Source organism: Candidatus Bipolaricaulota bacterium (genome assembly GCA_035528115.1).
Lineage (GTDB): Bacteria > Patescibacteriota > Patescibacteriia > UBA11705 > DATKZF01 > DATKZF01.
Genome location: DATKZF010000001.1, coordinates 98,739 through 119,727 on the forward strand (window position 1 = coordinate 98,739; position 20,989 = coordinate 119,727).

Consider the following 20,989-nt stretch of genomic DNA (forward strand, 5'->3'; position numbering starts at 1 on the left):
TATGAGCGCTAAAGACAAGTCAAATTTGAAAATCGCGCAAGTAGTGTGCGTGGTGCCTCCGTACGGAGGCGGCATCGGAGTGGTGGCGCATTGTTATGCGTCCGAATTGTCGCGTTTGGGTCATCAAGTCGATGTTTTCGTGCCCAGATTCGATGTCGATCCGGATTATAAACGCAATTACAATCTGCGATTATTAAGGCCGCTTATTCGTTCCGGCAACGCCTCCTTGGTCCCCAACTTGTATTGGCGATTGAAAAACAAATACGACATTGTGCATTTGCATTATCCTTTTATCGGCGGCACAGAGGTGATTAACAGTTTGCGCAAGAAAAGATTTATAAAGAAGTTGGTGGTGAGCTATCACATGGATTTCGTGGGTGAAGGAGTAAAAGGCAAATTATTGAAATATTACGCCAGTTGGCAGACGCCCAGAATCATTAAAACCGCGGACAAGGTGGTTGTTTCCTCCATCGATTACATGATGGATAGCTCTATCAGGAAATTTTATTTGAAAGATAAGGCCAAGTTTTTGGAATTGCCGTTTGGCGTGAAAAGAACTTATCGAGTCAGACCCAAAGATCCGTATTTGCTGAAAAGGTTCAAAATAAAACCTGAGGACAAAATACTTTTGTTTGTCGGCGGTCTGGACGCGGCTCATTATTTCAAAGGCGTGAATTATTTGATTGACGCCATGAAGTATTTGGACGCAAATTACAAATTGATCGTCGTCGGGGAAGGGGATTTGAAAAAGACATATATCGAGCAAGCCAAATCGATCGGCCAAGAAAACAGAATATTTTTCACCGGCTATATTGAGAGCGACCAATTGCCGGATTATTACGCGCTGTGCGATTTATTCGTTTTGCCATCCGTTGATAAATCGGAAGCTTTCGGCATTGTTTTAGTGGAAGCGCTCGCTTCCGGCAAGCCCGTGATAGCCTCAAATTTGAAAGGTGTCAGAACAGTGGTCGATTCCGGCAGAAACGGCCTTTTGTTTGAGCCAAAAAACTCAAAGGATATTTCGGATAAGGCTAAAATTATTTTGCAGAATACCAGATTATACGCGCAATTTTCAGAAAACGCGACCAAGGTGGCGAATATGAAGTATCGTTGGCCTCAAATCGTGAAAAAACTGGAAGAAGCATATTTGGAGATATTATGAAGATCGCCATTATCAGTAATTTATTCGCTCCTTATCAGCGTGGCGGCGCGGAAAAAATCGCCAAAGCGCAAGCGGAATTTCTGGTGAAAAATCATGAGGTTTTTGTGATTTCTTCAAAGCCTGACGGCTCTGAAATTTCAGTGGAGCAAAAAAACGAATTAAAAATTTATCGTCTTTCTTCGGCCAACATATATTATTATCTCGACGATTTTAGGCATGGCGTTTTGGCCAGACTGATTTGGCATTATTTAGATCAAATCAATTTGGTCAATTTTTTCAGGGTCAGGAAAATCCTAAAAAAAGAAAAACCGGATTTGGTTGTCTCGCACAATTTAATGGGCTTGGGGTTTTTAATTCCGCTGGTTTTGAAAAAATACCAATGGACTCATGTTTTGCACGATGTTCAGCTGGCCGCGCCGAGTGGTTTGATTATCAAGGGCGAGGAAAATACTTTTTCAGTGGCGGGCTGGCCGGTAAAAATATATTCTTGGTTGAATAAGAGGCTTTTCAATTCGCCGACCAAAGTCGTGTCGCCATCAAATTGGCTGCTTGATTTTTATTTGGTCAAAGGATTTTTTAAAAAATCCAAAACGCAGGTTTTGCCCAATCCGATTTTATTTGAAATTAAAAATTCTACGAAAGAAAAATCGTCATCTTTGAAATTGCTTTTTGTCGGACAAATCGAGGAGCACAAAGGCATATTATTTTTAATAAACGCTTTGAAGGAATCAAAACGAAATTTTATTTTAAGCATAGCCGGTTCCGGTTCGAAAGAATCCGAGGTTAAGTCTCTGCTCGGCGGAGATGAAAGATTTAAGTATTTGGGAAAGTTGGCTCCGATGGAAATCAAAGACTTGATAGCGACGTCTGATTTTTTGGTCGTTCCGTCTCTTTGTTATGAAAATTCTCCGACCGTGATTTATGAAGCGTTCAGTCAAGGAATGCCGGTTATCGCCTCGAAGATCGGCGGCATTGGAGAATTGGTGAAAGAAGGGGAGACGGGTTTTGTGTTTGAAGCGGGTGATCGAGACCAGCTTATTCTGGCGGTTCAAAAAGCCATGGCAACGCAAAATTACGGCCAACTCTCCCAAAATTGTCTGAGCACGGTAGGTGATTTTAATTCGAAACAATATTTGGAGAAATTATTGGACGTGTTTCAATAATAGTAATAGACAGCCGGCTGGGAGCCAGCATCGCATAAAAACATACCACCTAACCCGGCAGAGAGCTTGACTCTCTGCTCTTAAGTTGTCATATTTCAATAATAATGATATAATCATAACGATTTCGATTTGATTACGGGGGCGTCGTATAGTGGTAGTACAACGGTCTCCAAAACCGTTTGCGTGGGTTCGATTCCTACCGCCCCTGCCACGTCGCTCGCCACAGTCGTTCGTGAACGACGTGGCTCGCGAGCAATATTTCAGCCAAATGCTGATTTTTTTTGTTTATCAACAAATTGGTTCGTTTGTTGCAAGGAGCGTGTTATAATAGCAATGATTTTAATTAATTTTCAAATATTATGAAAAAATCCAATCTAAAATGGATCTTGCTCGCGGTCGCGGTTATCATCGCCGCCGCCTTGATTTATTTTTTGGCGATCAAGGGAGTTTATAAAAAAGAAATTTACGAAAATTCGCGCTATCAGTACAGCTTGAATTATCCCGCGGATTGGACTTTGGGAGCGGAGGAGACAAATAACGCGGGCAGGGAAATATTTTCACCGGATAAAAAGGTTTATTGCTATGTTTACGGTTTTGAAAATGCGTTGGTAAACGACAACGGCGAGCCGCAGACGATCGATGAATTTTCTGATTGGCTGGTCACGGCTTCCAAAGAGTTATCGACCGAGGAAGAGCCGATAAATCTGTTGACCAGAGAAGCGACAAAGCTCGACGGTTGGCCGGCAATGAAAATGTCGTTTGACGAAGGCGCGATTGTCAGAGAGGCTGTTTATACTCTGGGCAAAAGCACCGGATTGGGATTCTTTTGCGTCTATCCGACCCGAGATGATCAAACGCAATACGGAAAAGATTTCGAAAAGATGTATAAAAGTATTGCTATCAAATCAGATTTGGACGGCGCGGGAACAAACGCCATCAGCTGCGCCAATCTGCTCGGCGGCGCGACCACCCCGTTAAAGGGCAAGGAAGTTTTTTACGATACCGCCTACACCGAGGTTACCATGACCGGCCGCGAGGACTGGGATCAAGATCGTTTGCCCTTGCAGGTGGTACAGCTGGAGCCGGCCGGATATGAGTGTTATCCGATGCCGTTTGAATTCTCGGATTCTTCGCCGGACGACGTGAACGCCCAGCCCGAAGTCACCAAAGTGGAATGGACGTGTGAATTGCCGTATGAGGAGTGGGGATACGTGGCGTTCGATGATGAAAATGAAAAAGCCGCGCAGGAGAAAGAAGGACTTGTTTGCAAGCAAGACAACTGCATGGATGAAAATTCCGCGCTGACGTCAATTTGGTTTTGTTCCAAATAAAATGTTACGAATTACAATATTCTTAAGCATAAAGCTACAAATGGATGTAATTTGTAAGAATATTTAAATTTTATGCGCCAGCATGCCGCAGGCCGCTTGAATGCCTTGGCCGAAGCTTTTCCTGACCGTGAATTTTATTCTTTGATTTTCCAGAAGTTTTTCAAATGCATTCATCTCATTTTCCGTTGTCGAATGCCAGTTTATTTTATTTTTGTCAGCGACAATATCGGTCGCGTGAAATTTGATTATATTCAAATGATAGAGAGGATGAGAAAGAAGGCTGTTTAGTTTTTTGGCGTCTTCAAGACTGTCGTTGAATCCGGGGATTACAATATATTCGAAAAATAATTTGCGCCGAGTGGCGTTGACGTATTTTTCGCAAGTCTTCATTAACGTCTTCAGCGGATATTTACCATTGATCGGCATAAGAAACGATCTTTTTTTGTCTCCGGCCGCGTGCAACGATATGGCCAGGTTGACTTGGGGAAAGTCTCGACCGAATTCCAAAATTTTCGCCGGGATCCCGCAAGTGGAAACGGAAATTCGTCTCCAGCCTATATCCATGAGATTGTGAATCGAATCAATGGCTTTTTTCACTTCGTCATAATTCATGAACGGCTCGCCCATGCCCATGAACACGATATTATTGACGCTTTCGTTTGTTGATTTCAAATAAGAATTGACTTCTCGCAATTGATCAATGATTTGTTCCGCAGTCATGTTTTTTTGAAAACCCATGGCGCCGCTGGCGCAGAATTTGCAGCCCAGAGCGCAGCCGGATTGGCAGGATAAGCAAACCGTATTTTTATCATCTTTATTTTTAATAATTACGGCCTCGACAATATTTCCGGAATCAATGAGCTCAAAGGCCAGTTTTTCGGCGTATTTGGACTTGGCAATGTCTTTTATTTTCACTGAAGAAAATCCCACGTTGTCTTGGAGGGACTGTCTCAAATCCTTGGAAATAATGGAAAAATCAAGCCAAGAAGACGCGTTTTTGGTGAAATAATAATTCAAAATCTGGCCGAATCGAAATTTCGGTTGACTTGAATCCTTTAGAAATTGTCGCAATTGGTCGATATCCATAAACCAAATTGTAACATTAAATTGTTTTTCGGTCAATTGAGGCGAGATTTGAGTTTTGGGAGGGGAAAGGGTAAAATATGGTTGTGCGAGATACATGTTTTACTTTTGGGGCTATCGTCAGAGCTTTTAAAAGAAAGTGGATTTTTTTCTTTTTTATAGAGGGGATATAAGGAATTTTCACGCTACGCTCCAAAACTTTATTTTATAATTAGAGCTAAGGCGCTATAATACAACAGAAATAAATTCGAAATACGCTTATGCCTACATTAAATTGGATTGGAAAAGACGCAGTAATAAACCACGACAAAGAGGTTCCTTTTCGATTACTCAAAAAAGTTAAGTCCGCTTCCGTAGGCAATTCTCAAAATCTCATTTTGCATGGCGACAATCTACATGCCTTGAAGGCTTTAATGCCATATTACACAGGTAAAATTGAGTGTATATATATTGATCCACCGTACAACACTGGGTCTGAAAAGTGGGTTTATAATGATAAAGTAAATTCACCCAAAATTAGAAGGTGGTTAAAAAAGATAGTAGATAGAGATGATCTTTGCAAACACGACAAATGGCTTTGCATGTTGTATCCAAGGTTGAAGCTTCTAAAAGATTTACTAAGTCAAGACGGTATTATTTTTATTAGCATTGACGATAATGAGTTCGCTCAACTTAAATTACTTTGTGATGAAATTTTTGGAGAATCAAATTTTATTTCGATGTTATCAATTGAAAACAATCCTAAAGGTAGAAAAAATTCGGCTTTTATTTCTGTCAGTAATGAATATTGTTTAATATATGCCAAGGATAAAAATATTAGCTATTTTGTAGAAAATATTCCTAAAGGAGCAAAAGATTTAGCGCTTGATGAAAATGGAGTTTATGTACACAACAGTGGGAAAAGAGTGCTTGTAGGAGAAAACAAATTTAATCCCGTTGTTGAAAATTTTGAATCGAGTAAACACTATAGCGTCTATTACAACAAATCCAAAAATGAAATAATCACCGTGAAAGAGAGATCTATTCATGATAAAAATACAGATTTACTAAATAAAGGTTACAAAAGATATTATTCATATTTTGAAGATAAATTTGTTTTAAATACCTATACAGCGTCAAAAATTAAGCAACTTTTTGAAAATGATGCTCTGGATTTTAAAAACGGAAAAATATATGAAAAGAACTTTAGTACAAAAATTAGGATTAAAAGCCTAGTTACCAATAGTAAATATGTAGCAGTTATAGACAACGAAAAAAAGGAATACCAAATAGATGTTAAAACTACTTCGGCAGGTACTGAATTAAAAAATCTTTTTGGCGCTAAAAAAATCCCCTTCGATAACCCAAAAAATATAGGCCTGATTAAACTATTAGTTACTTTGTTTGAAAGAAAGGACATAACAATCCTTGATTCTTTTGCTGGCTCCGGCACAACAGGTCACGCCGTTTTGGACTTAAACAAAGAAGATGAAGGAAATCGCAAATTCATCCTCGTTGAAATGGAGGACAATGTTGCCAAAGATATTACGGCGGAACGAGTAAAACGAGCGATCAAAAAATACGATTATAAAGACGGCTTCGAATATTGCGAACTCAGCAAACCACTTTTTGATGAAGAAGGCCAAATTGAGGACACTTGCGACTTTGACCAATTCGCAACCTACATTTACTTTACTGAAACGCAAACCAACATAGACCCTGCCAATGTATCGGGAAATTTTATCGGCGAATACGCAGAAACCGAGTATTATTTGATATACAAAGAGAAGGGCGAAAATGTATTGAGTAAATCTTTTCTGAAAAAATTACGAAAAACCGACGGTACAAAAATAATTTACGCCGACAAATGCTTGCTTGATGAGGCAACACTTGAGAGCCACAACATCATCTTCAAACAAATTCCTTACGAAGTTAAAGTTTACTAATTATGGAACTCAAAAAATATCAACAATCAGCGCTAGACAAGCTCAAAGCCTACCTCAAAGGCATAGAGGCCGTCGGGCCAAAATATGCTTTCATGGGTGAAACCGACCGACCGTATCACGGCGACTTTTTCGGTGATGTGCCTTTCGTTTGTGTAAAAATCCCGACTGGCGGAGGAAAAACGCTTGTCGGCTGTCATGCTATCAACGAAATCATGCGCTCTTTCCTCAAGCACAAAATGGATAGAGGAATTGTGATGTGGTTTGTGCCGTCCGAGGCTATCAAATCCCAAACACTCAAAAAATTTAAAGACCGCAACGACTGGCACAGGCAGGTTTTGGACGAGGCATTTCAAAACAGCGTGCGTATTTTTTCAAACGAGGAAGCATTGCGAATCAGAAAAGAGGATGTTCAGGACAATCTTTGCATTATCATTTCCAGTTTGGAGGCTTTCCGAAAAGAAAAAACGCTCCAAAAGAAATACAAGGTTTATCAAGAAAATGGCGCACTATTGAGCCATTTTGAAAATCTTGATGACCGAGACGACCTAGAAAAAGACGAGGAAGGCACAATTATTAATTCCCTCGCAAATGTCGTCCGCATGAGCAACCCGCTTGTGGTGATTGATGAAGGTCACAAAACAAAGACCGAGCTTTCAATGGATTTTCTCAATAGTCTGAATCCAAGTTTTATAATTGAATACACTGCAACACCACGCTCCGGCAGTAATATTTTAGTGGATATTTCCCCCGCTGAACTCAAAGACGAGCAGATGGTGAAAATTCCACTTGTACTTGAAAGCTCCGCCCAATGGCAAAACGCCGTTGCCCGCGGTCTTGAGAAGCGAGCCGAAATTGAAAAAGAAGGTAAGAAAAATACAGGCGAATATATCCGTCCAATTGCCCTAATCCAAGCCCAGCCAAAAAGCAAAACGCAAAACAACGTAACTGTTGATCAAATCAAGGAATATTTACTTTCCGCCAAAATTTCCGAAGAAGAAATTGCGATCAAAACATCCGACCGAAACGATTTAGAGGGCGTTGATTTATTTAGCAAGAAATGTAAAATCCGCTACATAATAACCGTTAGTGCGCTCGCCGAAGGATGGGACTGTTCTTTTGCCTATGTTCTCATTTCCGTTGCCAATGTCGGCGCAAAAATAGCCGTTGAACAGATCATCGGACGCATTATCCGTATGCCGTATGCCAAACGAAAGAAAAACGAGGCATTAAACCGCTCTTACATTTTCGCCTCCGCCAAAAACTTCAATGAGGCAGCCAGCAACATCATTTCAGGACTAGAAAGAAACGGCTACAGCAAACTGGACTTGATCGGCGCTTCATCAAACGGCGATACCGCAAAAGACCCGAAAGAAGTAAACCGAGCCGTGAAAAAGAATTTTGCCGTTCCGATGATGAGCTTGGAGGATGAAAAACTGACCTTTGAAGAACTGATCGGCGAAGATTTTGAGCTGGCCAAACAAAACGCTGAGTTTGATTTTGAAATTCATTATGATAATGACGGCAGAGCGATTATCGATATTCAAGCCGACAAATGGATTAAGGGCGCTCAACAATTCTTAAAGCTCACCTATAAAGATAAAAACTTCTCAAAAAAGGAACTAGTGCAATGGTTAGACAAAAAGCTACGCTACACCCTCCTGGCTCAACCTGATAAAGTAAATTTTATTGATAACGCTTTGGAATATCAACTAAAGAAAAAATCATTGATTGAATTGTCAGTTAATCGCTATGTTTTACTTAATAAGCTCGGCGAGGTAATAGATGGCATTTTGGAAGCACACAGTAAAACTCAGTTTGATAAAGCATTGTCTGCCAAAAAAATTACTGTTAAACCGTTTGATAAATATCCCGAGACAATTATTTTGGATCAGGAAATGCCTCAAGAATTCAACAAATCATACTATGAAAAAGTTGGTAAATTGAATAAAGAAGAATTGAATTTGATTGACCGGCTGGATTTAGAGACTTTACCGAACATTGATTTTTGGATACGCAATAGAGAAAAGACTGATCCGTTCTATATTATTGGTTGGAAGAAAAATAAATTTTATCCCGATTTTGTCGTCTATACAAAAAAAGGCAATATTATTGCGTTAGAGTGGAAAGGCGAAGATCGGGTTAGCAACAAGGATACAGAATACAAAGTTGATATTAGTAACAAATGGGCAGCACTCGCTAAGGGCAAACTGCATTTCTTCTTGGTTCATATTGGGAATATTGAAGATGTGTTGAACAGCCTAAGAGGACTTTAAAATATTTAAGTAGCATTAAAAATGACGGAAAATAATATAAATTAAAATGAGTGAAGAATTTACTAAAATAACTATAGACGAATTAATCGGCCCACCTATAGATATTTCTAAACTTGATGTGAGTTCTAAGTCAGCTTTATCAAAAGCCGCATTTGATTTATATAGAGAAACTGCAATGGTTGCTGTATTGGCATCCCATTTATATGAGTCTTATCAGCCAGAAAGAAGTGCATTACCACGTGATCAGGCAATAGGTATTGGCCTAATCGTGAGGATATCAAAATTTATGTCATCGGTTTTAGCACTTTTGTGTGACAAAGAAAGAGAGCACGGCGAAGTCATAATGAGTTTGAATAGGTGTATTATTGAATCAGCAATAAACTTAAAATTTTTTTGCGAAGAAGCATTAGAACTGGATTTTGAAGAATTTGTTAAATCAAGTCTTAAACCAGAAAAGGAGGCATATGATTCAATTCAGAAAAATATTAGCAAAAGAGGATCGACATTACCAATTGAAAAAAGAATGCTCAACTCAATTAACCTAACCTTTCGTACTTCTGGGATAAAAGAAGTAAGCGAGCTTACATCGATTCCCAAAAGGAAGAATTACAAAGATATTCTTACTATAATGGGGATGGAGTCATTCTATCCGTTTTTCCAAGGAATTCCATCCCACGCTATACATGGCACTTGGGTGGATCTTATACTTCACCACTTAGAAAAAACAGATGACGGTTTTAGGCCTAAACCAGAGCCTACTGTTACAGACGCACGTTTACTGTGTCCCATTAACCTCATAATTCTAACGGCCATACAATCTTATATCAAAAAATATTTTATACATGATAGTGAAGTGTTTGTGGCTCTCGTGGATAGAATTAGTGGACTACTAGAACTTAATAATAAAGTTGATACTGCTCACGAAGAGAGCATTTCCAATAAATAAATGGCTACAGGGGGCATTCACCCCTTTTATTCCCCTCTGCCCTCCGCCCAAAAGCTAAAAAAATGAGTTTTGGGAGGGGAAAGGGTAAAATGCAGTTAGCTGAAATTCCAAAATTTCAATAATATGCTCATAAAAAAAACAGAAGCTAAAAAATTTGAAAATTCCAAAGACTGCGCGGTTTGGGAATATGAATTTCCAAGTAAAGATTTCAGCTATGCGACCGCTTTGATCAATGGTCGCTATCCGGAACGGAAAAGAGTAACAAATTTGGAATGTGAAGAAATATATTTTGCTATCTCCGGTTCCGGAATCATTCATTCTGAAAAAGGAGATTTTAAAATTAATGAAGGCGATTTATACTTCTTTGAAAAAAGCGAAGTTTATTGGGTGGAAGGAAGTCAATTATTGTTAGCATTGGTAAATGCGCCCAAATGGACGCCTGAACAACATAAGATTGTTGACTAAGTGAGTGACTTGTTTAGGGATCATGGAGTTTGAATTTCAGGCGAAAAAAAGGTAAAATGACTATATAAAATAATATGAAAACCTGCGGCAATTTCAATTTTATCGAAACCGAGCTCAAAGACGTTTTTATTATCGAACCTAAAGTTTTCGGAGATGAGAGGGGATTCTTTTTGGAAACGTATAATGAAACCGCTTTTAAGGAATTCGGCCTGGACTTGAGATTCGTTCAAGACAACCATTCGAAATCGCAAAAGGGCGTGTTGCGCGGTTTTCATTTTCAAAAAAAACACCCCCAAGGAAAACTGATCAGAGTCACGGCCGGAGCGGTTTTGGACGCGGCAATTGATATGAGAAAATCGTCTCCGACTTTCGGCCAAGCGCAAGCATTCGAATTATCAGCGGCCAACAAAAAAATGCTGTGGATTCCCAAGGGATTCGGTCATGCTTTTTTAAGCCTTGAGGATGATACCGGGTTTATGTACAAATGCACTGATTTATATCATGTTGAAGACGAGGGAGGAATTATTTGGAATGATCCCAAAGTTAAAATCGATTGGGGCGTTTTGGCGCCGTTGGTTTCGGACAAGGATCAAAAGTGGCCGCGATTTGAAGAATCGGATTTTTATTTCGAATAATTTTAAAAAAATATGTCGCCATCTGTCTTAAAATGTTCGGTTTGCGGCAGTGATCAACTTTTTATGTCAAAATTGCAAGCCGGATTCTCGGGCGCGCACGGTTTTTCGCTGGAACCTGACAGAAAAACCTGGAATAAAAAAGGCGTAAAGCCGCAAACGTGGGTGTGCGAAGATTGCGGTCAGGTGATTTTTTTCATCGCGCCTCATGAAAAGGACAATATTTTCAGATTTACCAAATGAAGCGGAGTTACGAATTACAAGATTCTAGTTGGATTTTAGGTAATTTGTTACTAATTACAAGATTCTTAGGCATAAAGCTATAAGTTCATGTATTTCGTAACAACCGCTTGGAAGCTAAATAGAAGAATGTAATTCGTAACAGTAATATCCACTTTTGAGGACATAAATATTTTTTTATGTCTTTTTTTGTGCTATAATTTTAACAATATGAAAGAAAAAACCTTTTTAACGATAGTTGTTATCGTGATTTTAATTGTTGTTTTTTTTGGTTATTTATATCTAAAAAACGGTTTGAGTAGCGCGGCTTTGGAAATACCCATGCCGAGCAGATAAAATTATGAGCAAAACAAAAAACGGCAAAGCCAAGCTATCGGCTTTGTGGCAGACTTTATTAACCTTTGCCTTGGCGCAAGTGGTGTCTCTTGTTACAGCCATTGTTATTTGGCAAGAACAAGACTTCACTCCAATAACCATGCCCGTTCCTTGGTACACTTTCGTTTTGTCTTTTTCGATTGCCACACTTTTCGTGCTTTTGGCCATAAAATACCTTAAAGGCGGCAGGTTCTTCATCTTGTTTTTTTACTTACTGGTGGCCATCGGAGCCATGGAAGTTTTTAGCTCCTTTTTGATTTCCGAATTGGCTTTGCTGTGCGTTTTAATAATTTTGATAATCAGATTGTCAGCCCCCAGCATTTGGATTCATAATCTCGCCATTATTGTGGGCTTGGCCGGAATTTCAGCTTCGATCGGCAAGGATTTGACGCCAATGGGAGTCATCGTGATTTTGATTGTCTTATCGGTTTACGATTACATCGCCGTATATAAAACTAAAACGATGGTAAAAATGTTCAAAGGGCTTTTATCCAGAGGCGTGATATTTTCAATTATCATTCCCGAGCATGTTAAAAATTGGACAGTGCCCTTGCAGAAGGTCAGGCAAGGTGAAGGCTTTATGTTTTTGGGCACCGGAGATATTGCTTTGCCCATGATTTTCGCGGCCAGCGTCTTGCCGGAAGGCCTGATAGCTTCCTTGGGCGTGATCATCGGTTCGCTTGTCGGAGTTTTGTGCATCCACTTGATTTTCAACATACAAAAGAAACGCGCGCCCATGCCAGCTCTGCCTCCGATAGCGTTCTTTTCGATTTTGGGATATCTAATTTCCATGTTTATATAACTTATGTGGGTATTTTTAGCGATACTTGGTTATTTGTTTTTTTCGATCGGAAATATTATAGATAAACTTGTTTTGACAAAGATAAAGAGAGCCACGGAATACGCTTTGTCGGTGGGAGTTTTCGGCAGTCTCGGCCTGTTGTTTGTTTTTTTCGGATTTGTTTGGCCGAGCGAACCCATAATTTTACTGGGTATTTTGGTCGGAGCCTTATACATTTTCGCGTTAATACCTTATTACAAAGCGATTCAACTGGGCCAGGCCAGCAGGGTGGCCTCGTTCATCGGCGGCTTGATACCGGTGGTTGTTTTAATCTTAACTACGCTGAGCGGCCTTGAACTTCTGACAACCAGGCAGTATTTCGCCTTTTTCTTGATTTTGGGAGGCAGTTTCTTGATCTTTTACCATTTGCCGCGAGGCAAAAAATCCAAAACTTCGATTCTGTGGGCGCTGCTTAGCGCGACGGCTCTTGGTTGCTTTTATTTTTTGTCCAAATTTATTTTTCTTGAAACGGGGTTTGTTTCGGGCTTTGTGATCATGAGAGTCGGAGGAATATTGGCCAGCGTGTCGCTAATGTTCTTTCCGCATGTGTTGTCCGATATTTTAAAGGATTATAAAAACAGAAGACGTGAGACCACCAAAGACAAAGCCTTTCTGGTTTTATTGGCGCAATCTTTGGCCGCGGCCGGATTCGTTTCGGTCAGTTATGCCGTAGCCATCGGCAAGGTCGCCTTGGTTAATGCCATGGCCGGAGCGCAATATGTGTTTTTGTTGATCTTGGCGGTTTTATTGGCTAAAAAATTCCCGCAATTAAAAGAACAGGTCGGCAAGGAAGTCGTTATTCAAAAAATAATCGCCATAGTCATAATCATTACCGGATTGATTCTAATCATTTGATATGGAAAATTCGCAAATCGAACAAAAAAAAGGCCATGGAAAAATAAAATGCGTTTTTATCGTTATCTTAATGCTGGCGGCTTTGTTGGCCGGCGTGTTGTTTTTTCTTTACACCTTGATTCCGCCAAAGTCCGCCAATGACAACCCTGCTTGGGGCGTGACATATTCTCCCAGATTCGCCAGAGAACTGGGACTTGATTGGCAAAAAACCTATCTTGATATTTTGGACAATTTGAATTTCAAAAACATCAGACTGGCCGCTTATTGGGATGAAATCGAACCTGATATCGATGATTATGATTTTAATGATCTGGATTGGATGATTGATGAAGCGTCAAAAAGAAACGTTGACGTGATTTTGGTTTTCGGCAAAAAAGTTTTGCGTTGGCCCGAGTGTTATGAGCCTCGATGGACCAATACGATCAGCAATGATGAGAAAACGGTCCAGCTTTTGGAAATGGTAGATTTGATTGTAAATCGCTACAAAGACAATGAACATATTATCATGTGGCAGGTGGAAAACGAGGTTTTCTTTCCTTTCGGCACTTGTCAAAAGCCTCAGCCAAATGTTTTCGAAAAAGAAATAGCTTTGGTGAAATCATTGGACGATCGGCCGATAATGCTGACCGATTCCGGGGAATTGAGCACTTGGAGAAAAATTTGCTCACGCGCCGATGTTTTGGGAATTACCATGTACAGAGATGTCGCCACGCCCATGACCGGCGATTTTCATTGGCCTCTGCCGCCCGAATGGTATTCGAAGCGAGCTTGGTTGGCTGAAAAAAAAGTCGATAAGGTTATAGTGGCTGAAATGCAAATGGAGCCTTGGTTTAATGTGCCGTTTAACAGCGTGTCCGTATCCGAACAAAGAAATAAATTTGATGTGGAATTGTTTAACGATAATATCGATTTTGCCATGAAAGCGGGTTTTGAATCTTATTATTTATGGGGAGTGGAGTGGTGGTATTATATGAATGAGTACGGGTATTCCGAATATCTTGAAGCGGCGAAAAAGCTTACTCCGTTAAATTGATTTTTTGGTTGACAAAGATGAAAAGATATCTTAATATATTACAATAATCAACCGATTTTCTATGAATATTTCATCAAAGAAATGCGCGGTTTGCGGCAAAGAAAGTAATAATCTCATTGAAAAACATGAGCAGGTTTTTTGCGGTCAGGAATGTTTGAATAAATTCGAAGAGCAACTCAAAGAGCTGGAAGGCATGTCGCTTGACGATTGCTGTTAATTAAAAAATCCGGTCAGCGTGGCTGAAACCGGATTCGTGGCGGCTATCGAGCCTCAGTGGAAATTGGTTTCCCTGATGATTTCTTGCCACTGCTCGAGAGTGGCAAAGGCTCGAGCGGTACGGTCTCTCCTTCCTCCCGGTCCATCGATGAAGTATCCGACGGACACGCGCAACTTGCTTACGGGAACCTTGTCTCCGCGCAAGCGTCCCAACACCACCTGTTTGTGCTGTTCGAAGGGATCATTCGGATTGGCCATCCCCGCTTCCTCCTGTTGTCTCACACCAATAAAGGCAATTAGACAAAAAAATATTAACATTAGAAAATCAGTTTGTCAAACATAGTTTTGCTTTATGGATCTAAAAATCCCAATCAATAATTGGCAAAGTGAAGACTCAACCGGAAAACCGTTTGATTTTTTTGATTGGCAAGGCGATGATTTCGCTCTTATAGTATTTTTTCGGGGCAAATTCTGCGGGTTGTGCCGAAAGTTTTTAATGAAATTAGGCGATGAGCGCGAATTTTTTAAAAAACACAAGGTAAAGATAACTGCGGTTTCTCCGGATTCCAGATTGGCCGCGGCCGTGCTTAAAACTTTTTTGCGGCTTGATTTCCCCAATTTAATCGACCCTGATTTTAAGGTGTCCGAGCTGTTCGGCGTTCCCAAAGAAGAAAAGAATCAAGCGAAATATTTAATCCCTTCGGTATTTTTAATCAATCCCAAGCATGAAATCGTCTGGGCGAAAAAAGGCGATAATTATGACGATTTTATCGAAATGAATGAAATGATGGCTAAAATAAAAGAAAATTTGGATTAAATGACTATGAGGGTGATCGATTTTAATTTCAATTTGCCTAAAAATCTTATCGCTCAAAAACCGGCCACGCCTCGAGACAGCTCGAGGCTGCTTGTTTATGCTAGAAAAACAAAAGCATTGTCGCATGAAAAATTTCATAATTTGGATAAATATTTGAACAAAGGAGATCTTTTGGTTTTTAACAATACCAAAGTGTTTCCGGCCAGGCTTTTGGGGAAAAAAGAAACAGGAGGAGCCATGGAAGTTTTTTTGCTCGAAGAAAAGAAAAAAAACGTTTGGCAGGCCTTGGTAAAAGGTAAAAATAAAAAGGCCGGGCAAAAAATCATTTTTGACAAAGTTTTAATCGCGGTTCTAAGCAAACAAATCAATGATTTCGAATGGTTGGTGAAATTTGAATACAAAGGAGATTTGCGCAAAAAATTGGAAAAAATCGGGCAAGTGCCATTGCCTCCATATATAAAATCCTCGGAGAGTCAAAGTAATCTTAAAAAGCAATATCAAACCATTTACGCAAAAAAACAGGGGTCTGTGGCCGCGCCCACGGCCGGATTTCATTTCACTGAGCAAGTTCTAAAAAAATTAAAAGCCAAAGGCGTGAAATTCGCTTATGTGACTTTGCATGTTGGTTTGGGCACTTTCGGCCCGTTACGCCAGGCCAAAGTAGAGGATAACAAGCTTCATTATGAAAAAGTGGAAATCAATCAAACGAATTTCAACAAAATAAATAAAGCCAAAGAAGCCGGCCGCAGAGTAATTACGGTGGGCACGACCACGGCCAGAACGCTGGAAGGCGCAATGGGGGCAAAGGCCGTTAAAAAAGCTTGGAGCGGAGAATTGAATACTTTTATATATCCTGGTTATAAATTCAAAATAATCGATGGTTTGATCACTAATTTTCACTTGCCGCAAAGCTCTCTCATGATGCTCGTGGCCGCTTTAATAGGCCGAACAAATATTTTAAACGCCTATAAAACCGCGGTTAAGGAGGAATATCGATTTTACAGTTTCGGAGACGCAATGTTGATACTCTAGGTGGTAGCTTGTAGCTTATTAGGTTATTAGGTGGAGACGCAGGATATATGAAAAAAATTGTTTTAATTCTACCCAACATCAGAAGCGCGTTTAATGTCGGTTCGATTTTCAGAACCGCTGACGCGGCCGGCATTGAAAAAATCTATCTGTGCGGCTATACTCCGCGACCCGATAAGGATGAAAAGAAAATCGCCAAAACCGCCCTAGGCGCTGAAAATAAAGTAGCCTGGGAATATAAGAAACAGGCCGGCAGACTTATTGATGACTTGAAAAAACAAGGTTATCAAATTATTGCACTGGAAAAAACAAAAAAGAGCCTTAATTATTTGAAATTTAAACCGAAATTTTCGGCGGCTATTATTTTGGGTAATGAGGTAAAAGGCGTGTCCGCAGCGTTGCTCGAAAAATCGGATAAAACCGTTCATCTGCCCATGATGGGAGAAAAAGAATCCCTAAACGTGTCCGTGGCCTGTGGGATTTTCGCGTATTATCTCAAATTCAATGTATAAATCGGGTGTGGTAAAAACTCGATTTTTTTAGTATAATGTAATATATGTTTTCGTTATCGGATTTTGAAAAAAAAGAACTGTTGAAACTGGCCAAAGCCGCCATTGAAGCTCAATTGGAAGGCGCGGATTTTAATCCGGAAACGCAAAATCCCGTTTTATTGGAAAATCACGGAGTTTTCGTCACTCTCTATAAAAACGGTGAATTAAGAGGTTGTATCGGCTACATCGAACCCGTTTCGACGATTTGGCAAGCTGTGATAAATAACGCGGTCAGCGCGGCTTTTGAAGATCCCAGATTTATGCCCTTGCAAAAGCAGGAATTGACGGACATTAAGCTTGAGATTTCCGTTTTGAGCGTTCCGCAAAAAACAAATATTAATCACGTCAAACAGGGGATCAATGGCGTGGTAATCCGTCGAGGAGGCAGGAAAGCGACTTACTTGCCGGATGTTTGGAAACATTTTAAAAACAAAGAGGACTTTTACGCCAGTCTTTGCGTCAAAGCGGGGCTCGAAGAAGGCGCTTGGAAAAAAAATGATGTTGATATTTACGTATATGAGACGGAGACGTTTGGACATGGATCATGTAACACATAACATGAATCATGGAGTATTGTTACGAATTACAATAATCCGTTAGGCCGATTAATATATTTTACAAATTACATTCACCTATAGCTTTAAGCCTGAGAATCTTGTAATTCGTAACAGATAACCTAAAAGCTTAATAGAATATTGTAATTAGTAACAAATTACTCATTACTATTTACTGATCACTGAATTTATAAATTTGTAACCATTAGTAACGATTTATTAAACCAAAAATTAAGGCTAGTATAATAGCCGCAATAATTCGTAACGTGTAACGTATGAAAATAAACTTCGTGGAAAATTTGGAGTTGGGACAAAAATTATCAGGTGAATCTTTTTTCGTAAAAAGCGTTAATAAATCGAAAACTCAAGCCGGCAAAGAATATTGGAATTTGCTTTTGGGTGATAAAACGGGCCAGGTCAGCGCCAAGGTCTGGGCGGATCATTTAAGCGATTGCCATGAAGCGCAAACCGGTCAAATCGTATCCGTTTCAGGCTCTGTGCAGGAATTTAAGGGGAATAAGCAAATAATTGTGGAGTCGTTAAGCATCGCTCAAGACTATGATGAATCCGACTTCATGGGTAAATCAAAAAAGAACATTGATGATCTATATAAAATTGTGGAAAAAAATATTTTTTCGATAAAAAACGAATATCTGAAAAAATTGATTGACGGATTTTTCGGTGATTCTAATTTCGAGGAAAAATTCAAAAAAGCTCCTGGCGCCGAACGAATTCATCACGCTTATTTGGGAGGTTTGCTCGAACACGTGACAGAGATGCTCAATCTCGCCTCGTTAATCGCCGAGGATTATCCGGTAGTCGATCATGATTTATTGATTTGCGGTGTTTTGTTGCATGATATCGGTAAAATGGAAGAGCTCGAAATAAACGGCGGCATTAAAAGAACGATCGGCGGCAAGCTCGTCGGGCATTTGCCATTGGGATTTTTAACCGTTGCCAAAAAAATTGATTCGATTAAAAATTTTCCCGATAATTTAAAATACAAACTGCACAATTTAATATTGAGCCATCATGGCAAGCGCGAATTCGGCAGTCCGATGTTGCCCATGTCGCTGGAAGCGGTGATTTTGTACCGCATAGATGAATTATCATCAAAGGCTAATGTGGCCGCCGAGGAATATGAACGCGGAGTCGAGGCCTCAAGCGTATTTTCCGAAAAAATATTCGCATTGGATAACACTGAGTTGTACATCGGCGATGATCGAGGCCCGGAACAAACTTCACTGATATAAGGTTTAAATTTAGTAAAAAATAAATGAACGTCACTTCTCGAATCAATATTTTGATGTTTAATATGTCTCCATATAGCGATTGGAGGCAAGGCATTTTTAATCGCAATTATTTTATTTTGCAAAACCTGCAAAAAGATCCGAGAATCGGAAAAATTCTGGCGATTGATTTTTTGCCGCTCAAACTCTCCCAAGCTCCAAAATATTATTTTAAAAATTTAATGGCCAAATCAAAAAACAAAAATTTGATTTTCGGAGATTTAACCTCGATGTGCTACCGCGAATCCGACAAAATCTACGTGTACTCATCCATTGACTCGCTGATTTCGCCGAATATCGTCCTGCGGGAAATAAGCGGACTGCTCGGCAAGCTCGCCATGACTAAAAATTTGGTAGTCTGGTCGTATAACCCGATGTTCATGCAATTTGAAACCAAGATCAAAAGAGATCTCTTTGTTTTTGACACCGTGGACAATTGGACGGAACACAAAGGTTATCTGAAATTGATGAGCAAGAAAAAATTGATAAAAAATTACGAACGAGTGGCCGCCAAAGCCGACAGCATTTTTACCGTTTCCAAAGAATTGATCGATTTTTATAAAAAAATGGGCAGAGACGATAACCTTACGCAGATAGCGAACGGGGTCGATGCCGAATTTTTCGATAATTTCAATTTATCGGAAAACTTGCCGGAAATCAAGGAAGGAAATAAAAAAATCATCGGTTATAGCGGCACGATCCAAAACAGGTTCGATGTTGATTTGGCGGCTTATTTGGCGAAAAAAAATCCTGATAAAATTTTGGTTTTACTCGGACCGATTTGGCGGGAGAAAAAAGGCGAGATAAAGAAAAAATTGGGTAATTTGTCCAATGTGAAATTGCTCGGCCGGATTAAATACACTGACTTGCCCGCATATTTGAATCAATACGATGTCTGCATTATTCCTCATAAAATCGATAATTTTATCAAATCAACGGATCCCATGAAATTATATGACTATTTGGCGGCCGGAAAACCGGTGGTAACGACTCGCGGCGCGGGCGTTGAAGTTTATAAAAATGATATTTACATCGCCGACGATTTTGAACAATTCAACAAATTTGTTAATGAGGCCTTAAAAGAGGACTCCGCCGAAATGGCGGAAAAAAGAAAAAATATTGCGCGAAAGCAAGATTGGAAATTTAAAGTCGGCAAAATGATTGATATTGTCGAGAACAAATTATGAAAAAATTATCCATAATCACGGTTTCCTGGAATGTTAAAATCTTATTGATCGATTTTCTAAAATCGATTTTTTCTAATTTGGCGGATATTAATTTTGAAGTTATTGTTGTCGATAATGCCTCGAAAGACGGCTCGGTTGAAGCGATAAAACACGAATATCAAAATGAAATCGCGGGCAGCCGGCTCAAAATTTTGGCGGAAAAAGAAAATCATGGGTTCTCCAAGGGCAATAATCTCGGTTGGCAAGCTTCAAGCGGAGAATATGTTTGGTTTTTAAATCCGGATATGAGATTTTTGGAAGATTCCGCTGAAAAAATGTTGAATTTCATGAAAGCTCAAGAAAATGTCGGGGCCGTTGGCTGTCGATTGATTTATGCGGATGAAACGATCCAGCCGAGCGTTAAGAATTTCCCCAAGGTTTGGGATCAAAGTTTGATTTTGCTGAAATTGCATCATGTTTTCAAAACCAAAAGTTTGAAAAGATATTTGGCCAAGGGCTTTGATTACAATCGGCAAGCCGAAGTCGAGCAATTGATGGGCGCTTGCATTCTGATCAAACGCGACGTTTTTGAAAAAATCGGCGGCTGGGACGAAGATTATTGGTTGTCTTGGGAAGATGTTGATTTGTGCGAAAAATTAAAATCCGCGGGCTTGAAAAATATTTATACGCCAATCACTTCAATCATTCATTTTGAGGGCAAGTCTTTTGAGCAAGTGCCCAGTTTATCAAAGCAAAAAAGGTTTAATAAGGGAATGCGAACCTATTTCAAAAAGCACGAAAGCTTTTTATCTTATTCCATTTTGTTGATATTGTCGCCATTTAGTTTGTTTTTAGCTTGGTTGACACAAATATTCAAGGTAAAGCAAAGGACTCAGTCTAAAATATAAGTTTAAAAACCATTTTGTCTCGGGACAAACTGAAGCGAGCGTCGCTAACGAAATAGAGAAATCCATTCCAGTCCGTTTGGAGAAGATCTCTCGACTGCGCTCGAGATGACAAAAAACAATACGATTCACAAACAA

23 protein-coding genes and 1 tRNA gene are annotated in these 20,989 nt (G+C 39.7%); 22 read left to right on the forward strand and 2 right to left on the reverse strand.

Translation table 11 applies throughout. The annotated features are described in order from the left end of the window. Position 1: 1 nt before the first annotated feature. From VMX18_00480 to VMX18_00495, 4 genes are all read left to right on the forward strand, one after another. Positions 2–1,162: a glycosyltransferase family 4 protein gene (locus VMX18_00480; protein HUT21865.1), complete on the forward strand. Its 1,161-nt coding sequence runs from the start codon at positions 2–4 to the stop codon at positions 1,160–1,162. Continuing rightward, entirely contained in the window at positions 1,159–2,325 is a 1,167-nt protein-coding gene (locus VMX18_00485) for a glycosyltransferase (protein ID HUT21866.1), read from the forward strand. The genes VMX18_00480 and VMX18_00485 overlap by 4 nt, the downstream gene beginning before the upstream one ends. A gap of 137 nt (positions 2,326–2,462) precedes the next feature. Beyond that, positions 2,463–2,536, forward strand: a tRNA-Trp gene (locus VMX18_00490). A gap of 148 nt (positions 2,537–2,684) precedes the next feature. Continuing rightward, positions 2,685–3,656 (forward strand): hypothetical protein, encoded by a 972-nt coding sequence (locus tag VMX18_00495; protein HUT21867.1) that lies wholly within the window; start codon positions 2,685–2,687, stop codon positions 3,654–3,656. 63 nt (positions 3,657–3,719) lie between these two features. Here the strand turns inward: VMX18_00495 and rlmN are convergent, their stop codons facing one another. Continuing rightward, positions 3,720–4,838, reverse strand: a complete 1,119-nt coding sequence (gene rlmN / locus VMX18_00500) for a 23S rRNA (adenine(2503)-C(2))-methyltransferase RlmN (GenBank protein ID HUT21868.1) — start codon at positions 4,836–4,838, stop codon at positions 3,720–3,722. A 161-nt stretch (positions 4,839–4,999) separates the two neighbouring features. Between rlmN and VMX18_00505 the strand changes: the two genes are divergently transcribed. The 11 genes from VMX18_00505 to VMX18_00555 all read left to right on the forward strand — a co-directional run bounded on the left by VMX18_00505 (position 5,000) and on the right by VMX18_00555 (position 14,541). Next, positions 5,000–6,664: a site-specific DNA-methyltransferase gene (locus tag VMX18_00505; protein HUT21869.1), complete on the forward strand. Its 1,665-nt coding sequence runs from the start codon at positions 5,000–5,002 to the stop codon at positions 6,662–6,664. Between the two features lie 2 nt (positions 6,665–6,666). After that, a complete protein-coding gene (locus tag VMX18_00510) occupies positions 6,667–8,937 on the forward strand; it encodes a DEAD/DEAH box helicase family protein (GenBank protein HUT21870.1) in 2,271 nt (756 codons plus the stop codon). 46 nt (positions 8,938–8,983) lie between these two features. Further along, positions 8,984–9,883, forward strand: coding sequence for a DUF5677 domain-containing protein (locus VMX18_00515; GenBank protein HUT21871.1), 900 nt, complete (start codon positions 8,984–8,986; stop codon positions 9,881–9,883). Positions 9,884–10,006: 123 nt separating this feature from the next. Beyond that, a complete protein-coding gene (locus tag VMX18_00520) occupies positions 10,007–10,348 on the forward strand; it encodes a hypothetical protein (protein HUT21872.1) in 342 nt (113 codons plus the stop codon). 74 nt (positions 10,349–10,422) lie between these two features. Beyond that, positions 10,423–10,983, forward strand: coding sequence for a dTDP-4-dehydrorhamnose 3,5-epimerase (gene rfbC, locus VMX18_00525; protein ID HUT21873.1), 561 nt, complete (start codon positions 10,423–10,425; stop codon positions 10,981–10,983). Positions 10,984–11,046: 63 nt separating this feature from the next. Continuing rightward, positions 11,047–11,223: a hypothetical protein gene (locus VMX18_00530; GenBank protein ID HUT21874.1), complete on the forward strand. Its 177-nt coding sequence runs from the start codon at positions 11,047–11,049 to the stop codon at positions 11,221–11,223. A gap of 207 nt (positions 11,224–11,430) precedes the next feature. Continuing rightward, the gene (locus VMX18_00535; GenBank protein HUT21875.1) at positions 11,431–11,556 is read left to right on the forward strand and encodes a hypothetical protein; all 126 of its coding nucleotides are present in this window, start codon (positions 11,431–11,433) and stop codon (positions 11,554–11,556) included. Between the two features lie 4 nt (positions 11,557–11,560). Then, the gene (locus VMX18_00540; protein HUT21876.1) at positions 11,561–12,397 is read left to right on the forward strand and encodes a presenilin family intramembrane aspartyl protease; all 837 of its coding nucleotides are present in this window, start codon (positions 11,561–11,563) and stop codon (positions 12,395–12,397) included. Positions 12,398–12,400: 3 nt separating this feature from the next. Further along, complete coding sequence (locus VMX18_00545; GenBank protein HUT21877.1) at positions 12,401–13,291, forward strand: hypothetical protein; 891 nt, start codon at positions 12,401–12,403, stop codon at positions 13,289–13,291. Between the two features lies 1 nt (position 13,292). Next, a complete protein-coding gene (locus VMX18_00550) occupies positions 13,293–14,324 on the forward strand; it encodes a cellulase family glycosylhydrolase (protein ID HUT21878.1) in 1,032 nt (343 codons plus the stop codon). A gap of 61 nt (positions 14,325–14,385) precedes the next feature. Continuing rightward, on the forward strand, positions 14,386–14,541 hold the full coding sequence (locus VMX18_00555; protein ID HUT21879.1) for a hypothetical protein: 156 nt from the start codon (positions 14,386–14,388) through the stop codon (positions 14,539–14,541). Positions 14,542–14,594: 53 nt separating this feature from the next. Here the strand turns inward: VMX18_00555 and VMX18_00560 are convergent, their stop codons facing one another. Beyond that, positions 14,595–14,822 carry a hypothetical protein gene (locus tag VMX18_00560; GenBank protein HUT21880.1) on the reverse strand — a complete coding sequence of 76 codons (228 nt, stop codon included), beginning with the start codon at positions 14,820–14,822 and terminating at the stop codon, positions 14,595–14,597. A gap of 70 nt (positions 14,823–14,892) precedes the next feature. Here VMX18_00560 and VMX18_00565 point away from each other — a divergent pair, with 70 nt between their 5' ends. The 7 genes from VMX18_00565 (at position 14,893) to VMX18_00595 (ending at position 20,854) form a co-directional block, all read left to right on the forward strand. Then, the gene (locus VMX18_00565) at positions 14,893–15,357 is read left to right on the forward strand and encodes a redoxin domain-containing protein (GenBank protein HUT21881.1); all 465 of its coding nucleotides are present in this window, start codon (positions 14,893–14,895) and stop codon (positions 15,355–15,357) included. Positions 15,358–15,363: 6 nt separating this feature from the next. Continuing rightward, a complete protein-coding gene (gene queA / locus VMX18_00570) occupies positions 15,364–16,389 on the forward strand; it encodes a tRNA preQ1(34) S-adenosylmethionine ribosyltransferase-isomerase QueA (GenBank protein ID HUT21882.1) in 1,026 nt (341 codons plus the stop codon). Between the two features lie 47 nt (positions 16,390–16,436). Beyond that, positions 16,437–16,898: a TrmH family RNA methyltransferase gene (locus VMX18_00575; GenBank protein HUT21883.1), complete on the forward strand. Its 462-nt coding sequence runs from the start codon at positions 16,437–16,439 to the stop codon at positions 16,896–16,898. A 44-nt stretch (positions 16,899–16,942) separates the two neighbouring features. Further along, positions 16,943–17,494: an AmmeMemoRadiSam system protein A gene (amrA, locus tag VMX18_00580; protein ID HUT21884.1), complete on the forward strand. Its 552-nt coding sequence runs from the start codon at positions 16,943–16,945 to the stop codon at positions 17,492–17,494. 272 nt (positions 17,495–17,766) lie between these two features. Continuing rightward, a complete protein-coding gene (locus VMX18_00585; protein ID HUT21885.1) occupies positions 17,767–18,744 on the forward strand; it encodes an HD domain-containing protein in 978 nt (325 codons plus the stop codon). A 62-nt stretch (positions 18,745–18,806) separates the two neighbouring features. Further along, positions 18,807–19,967: a glycosyltransferase gene (locus VMX18_00590; GenBank protein HUT21886.1), complete on the forward strand. Its 1,161-nt coding sequence runs from the start codon at positions 18,807–18,809 to the stop codon at positions 19,965–19,967. Further along, complete coding sequence (locus tag VMX18_00595; GenBank protein ID HUT21887.1) at positions 19,964–20,854, forward strand: glycosyltransferase family 2 protein; 891 nt, start codon at positions 19,964–19,966, stop codon at positions 20,852–20,854. Before VMX18_00590 ends, VMX18_00595 begins: the two co-directional genes overlap by 4 nt. The last annotated feature ends 135 nt before the right edge of the window (positions 20,855–20,989 follow it).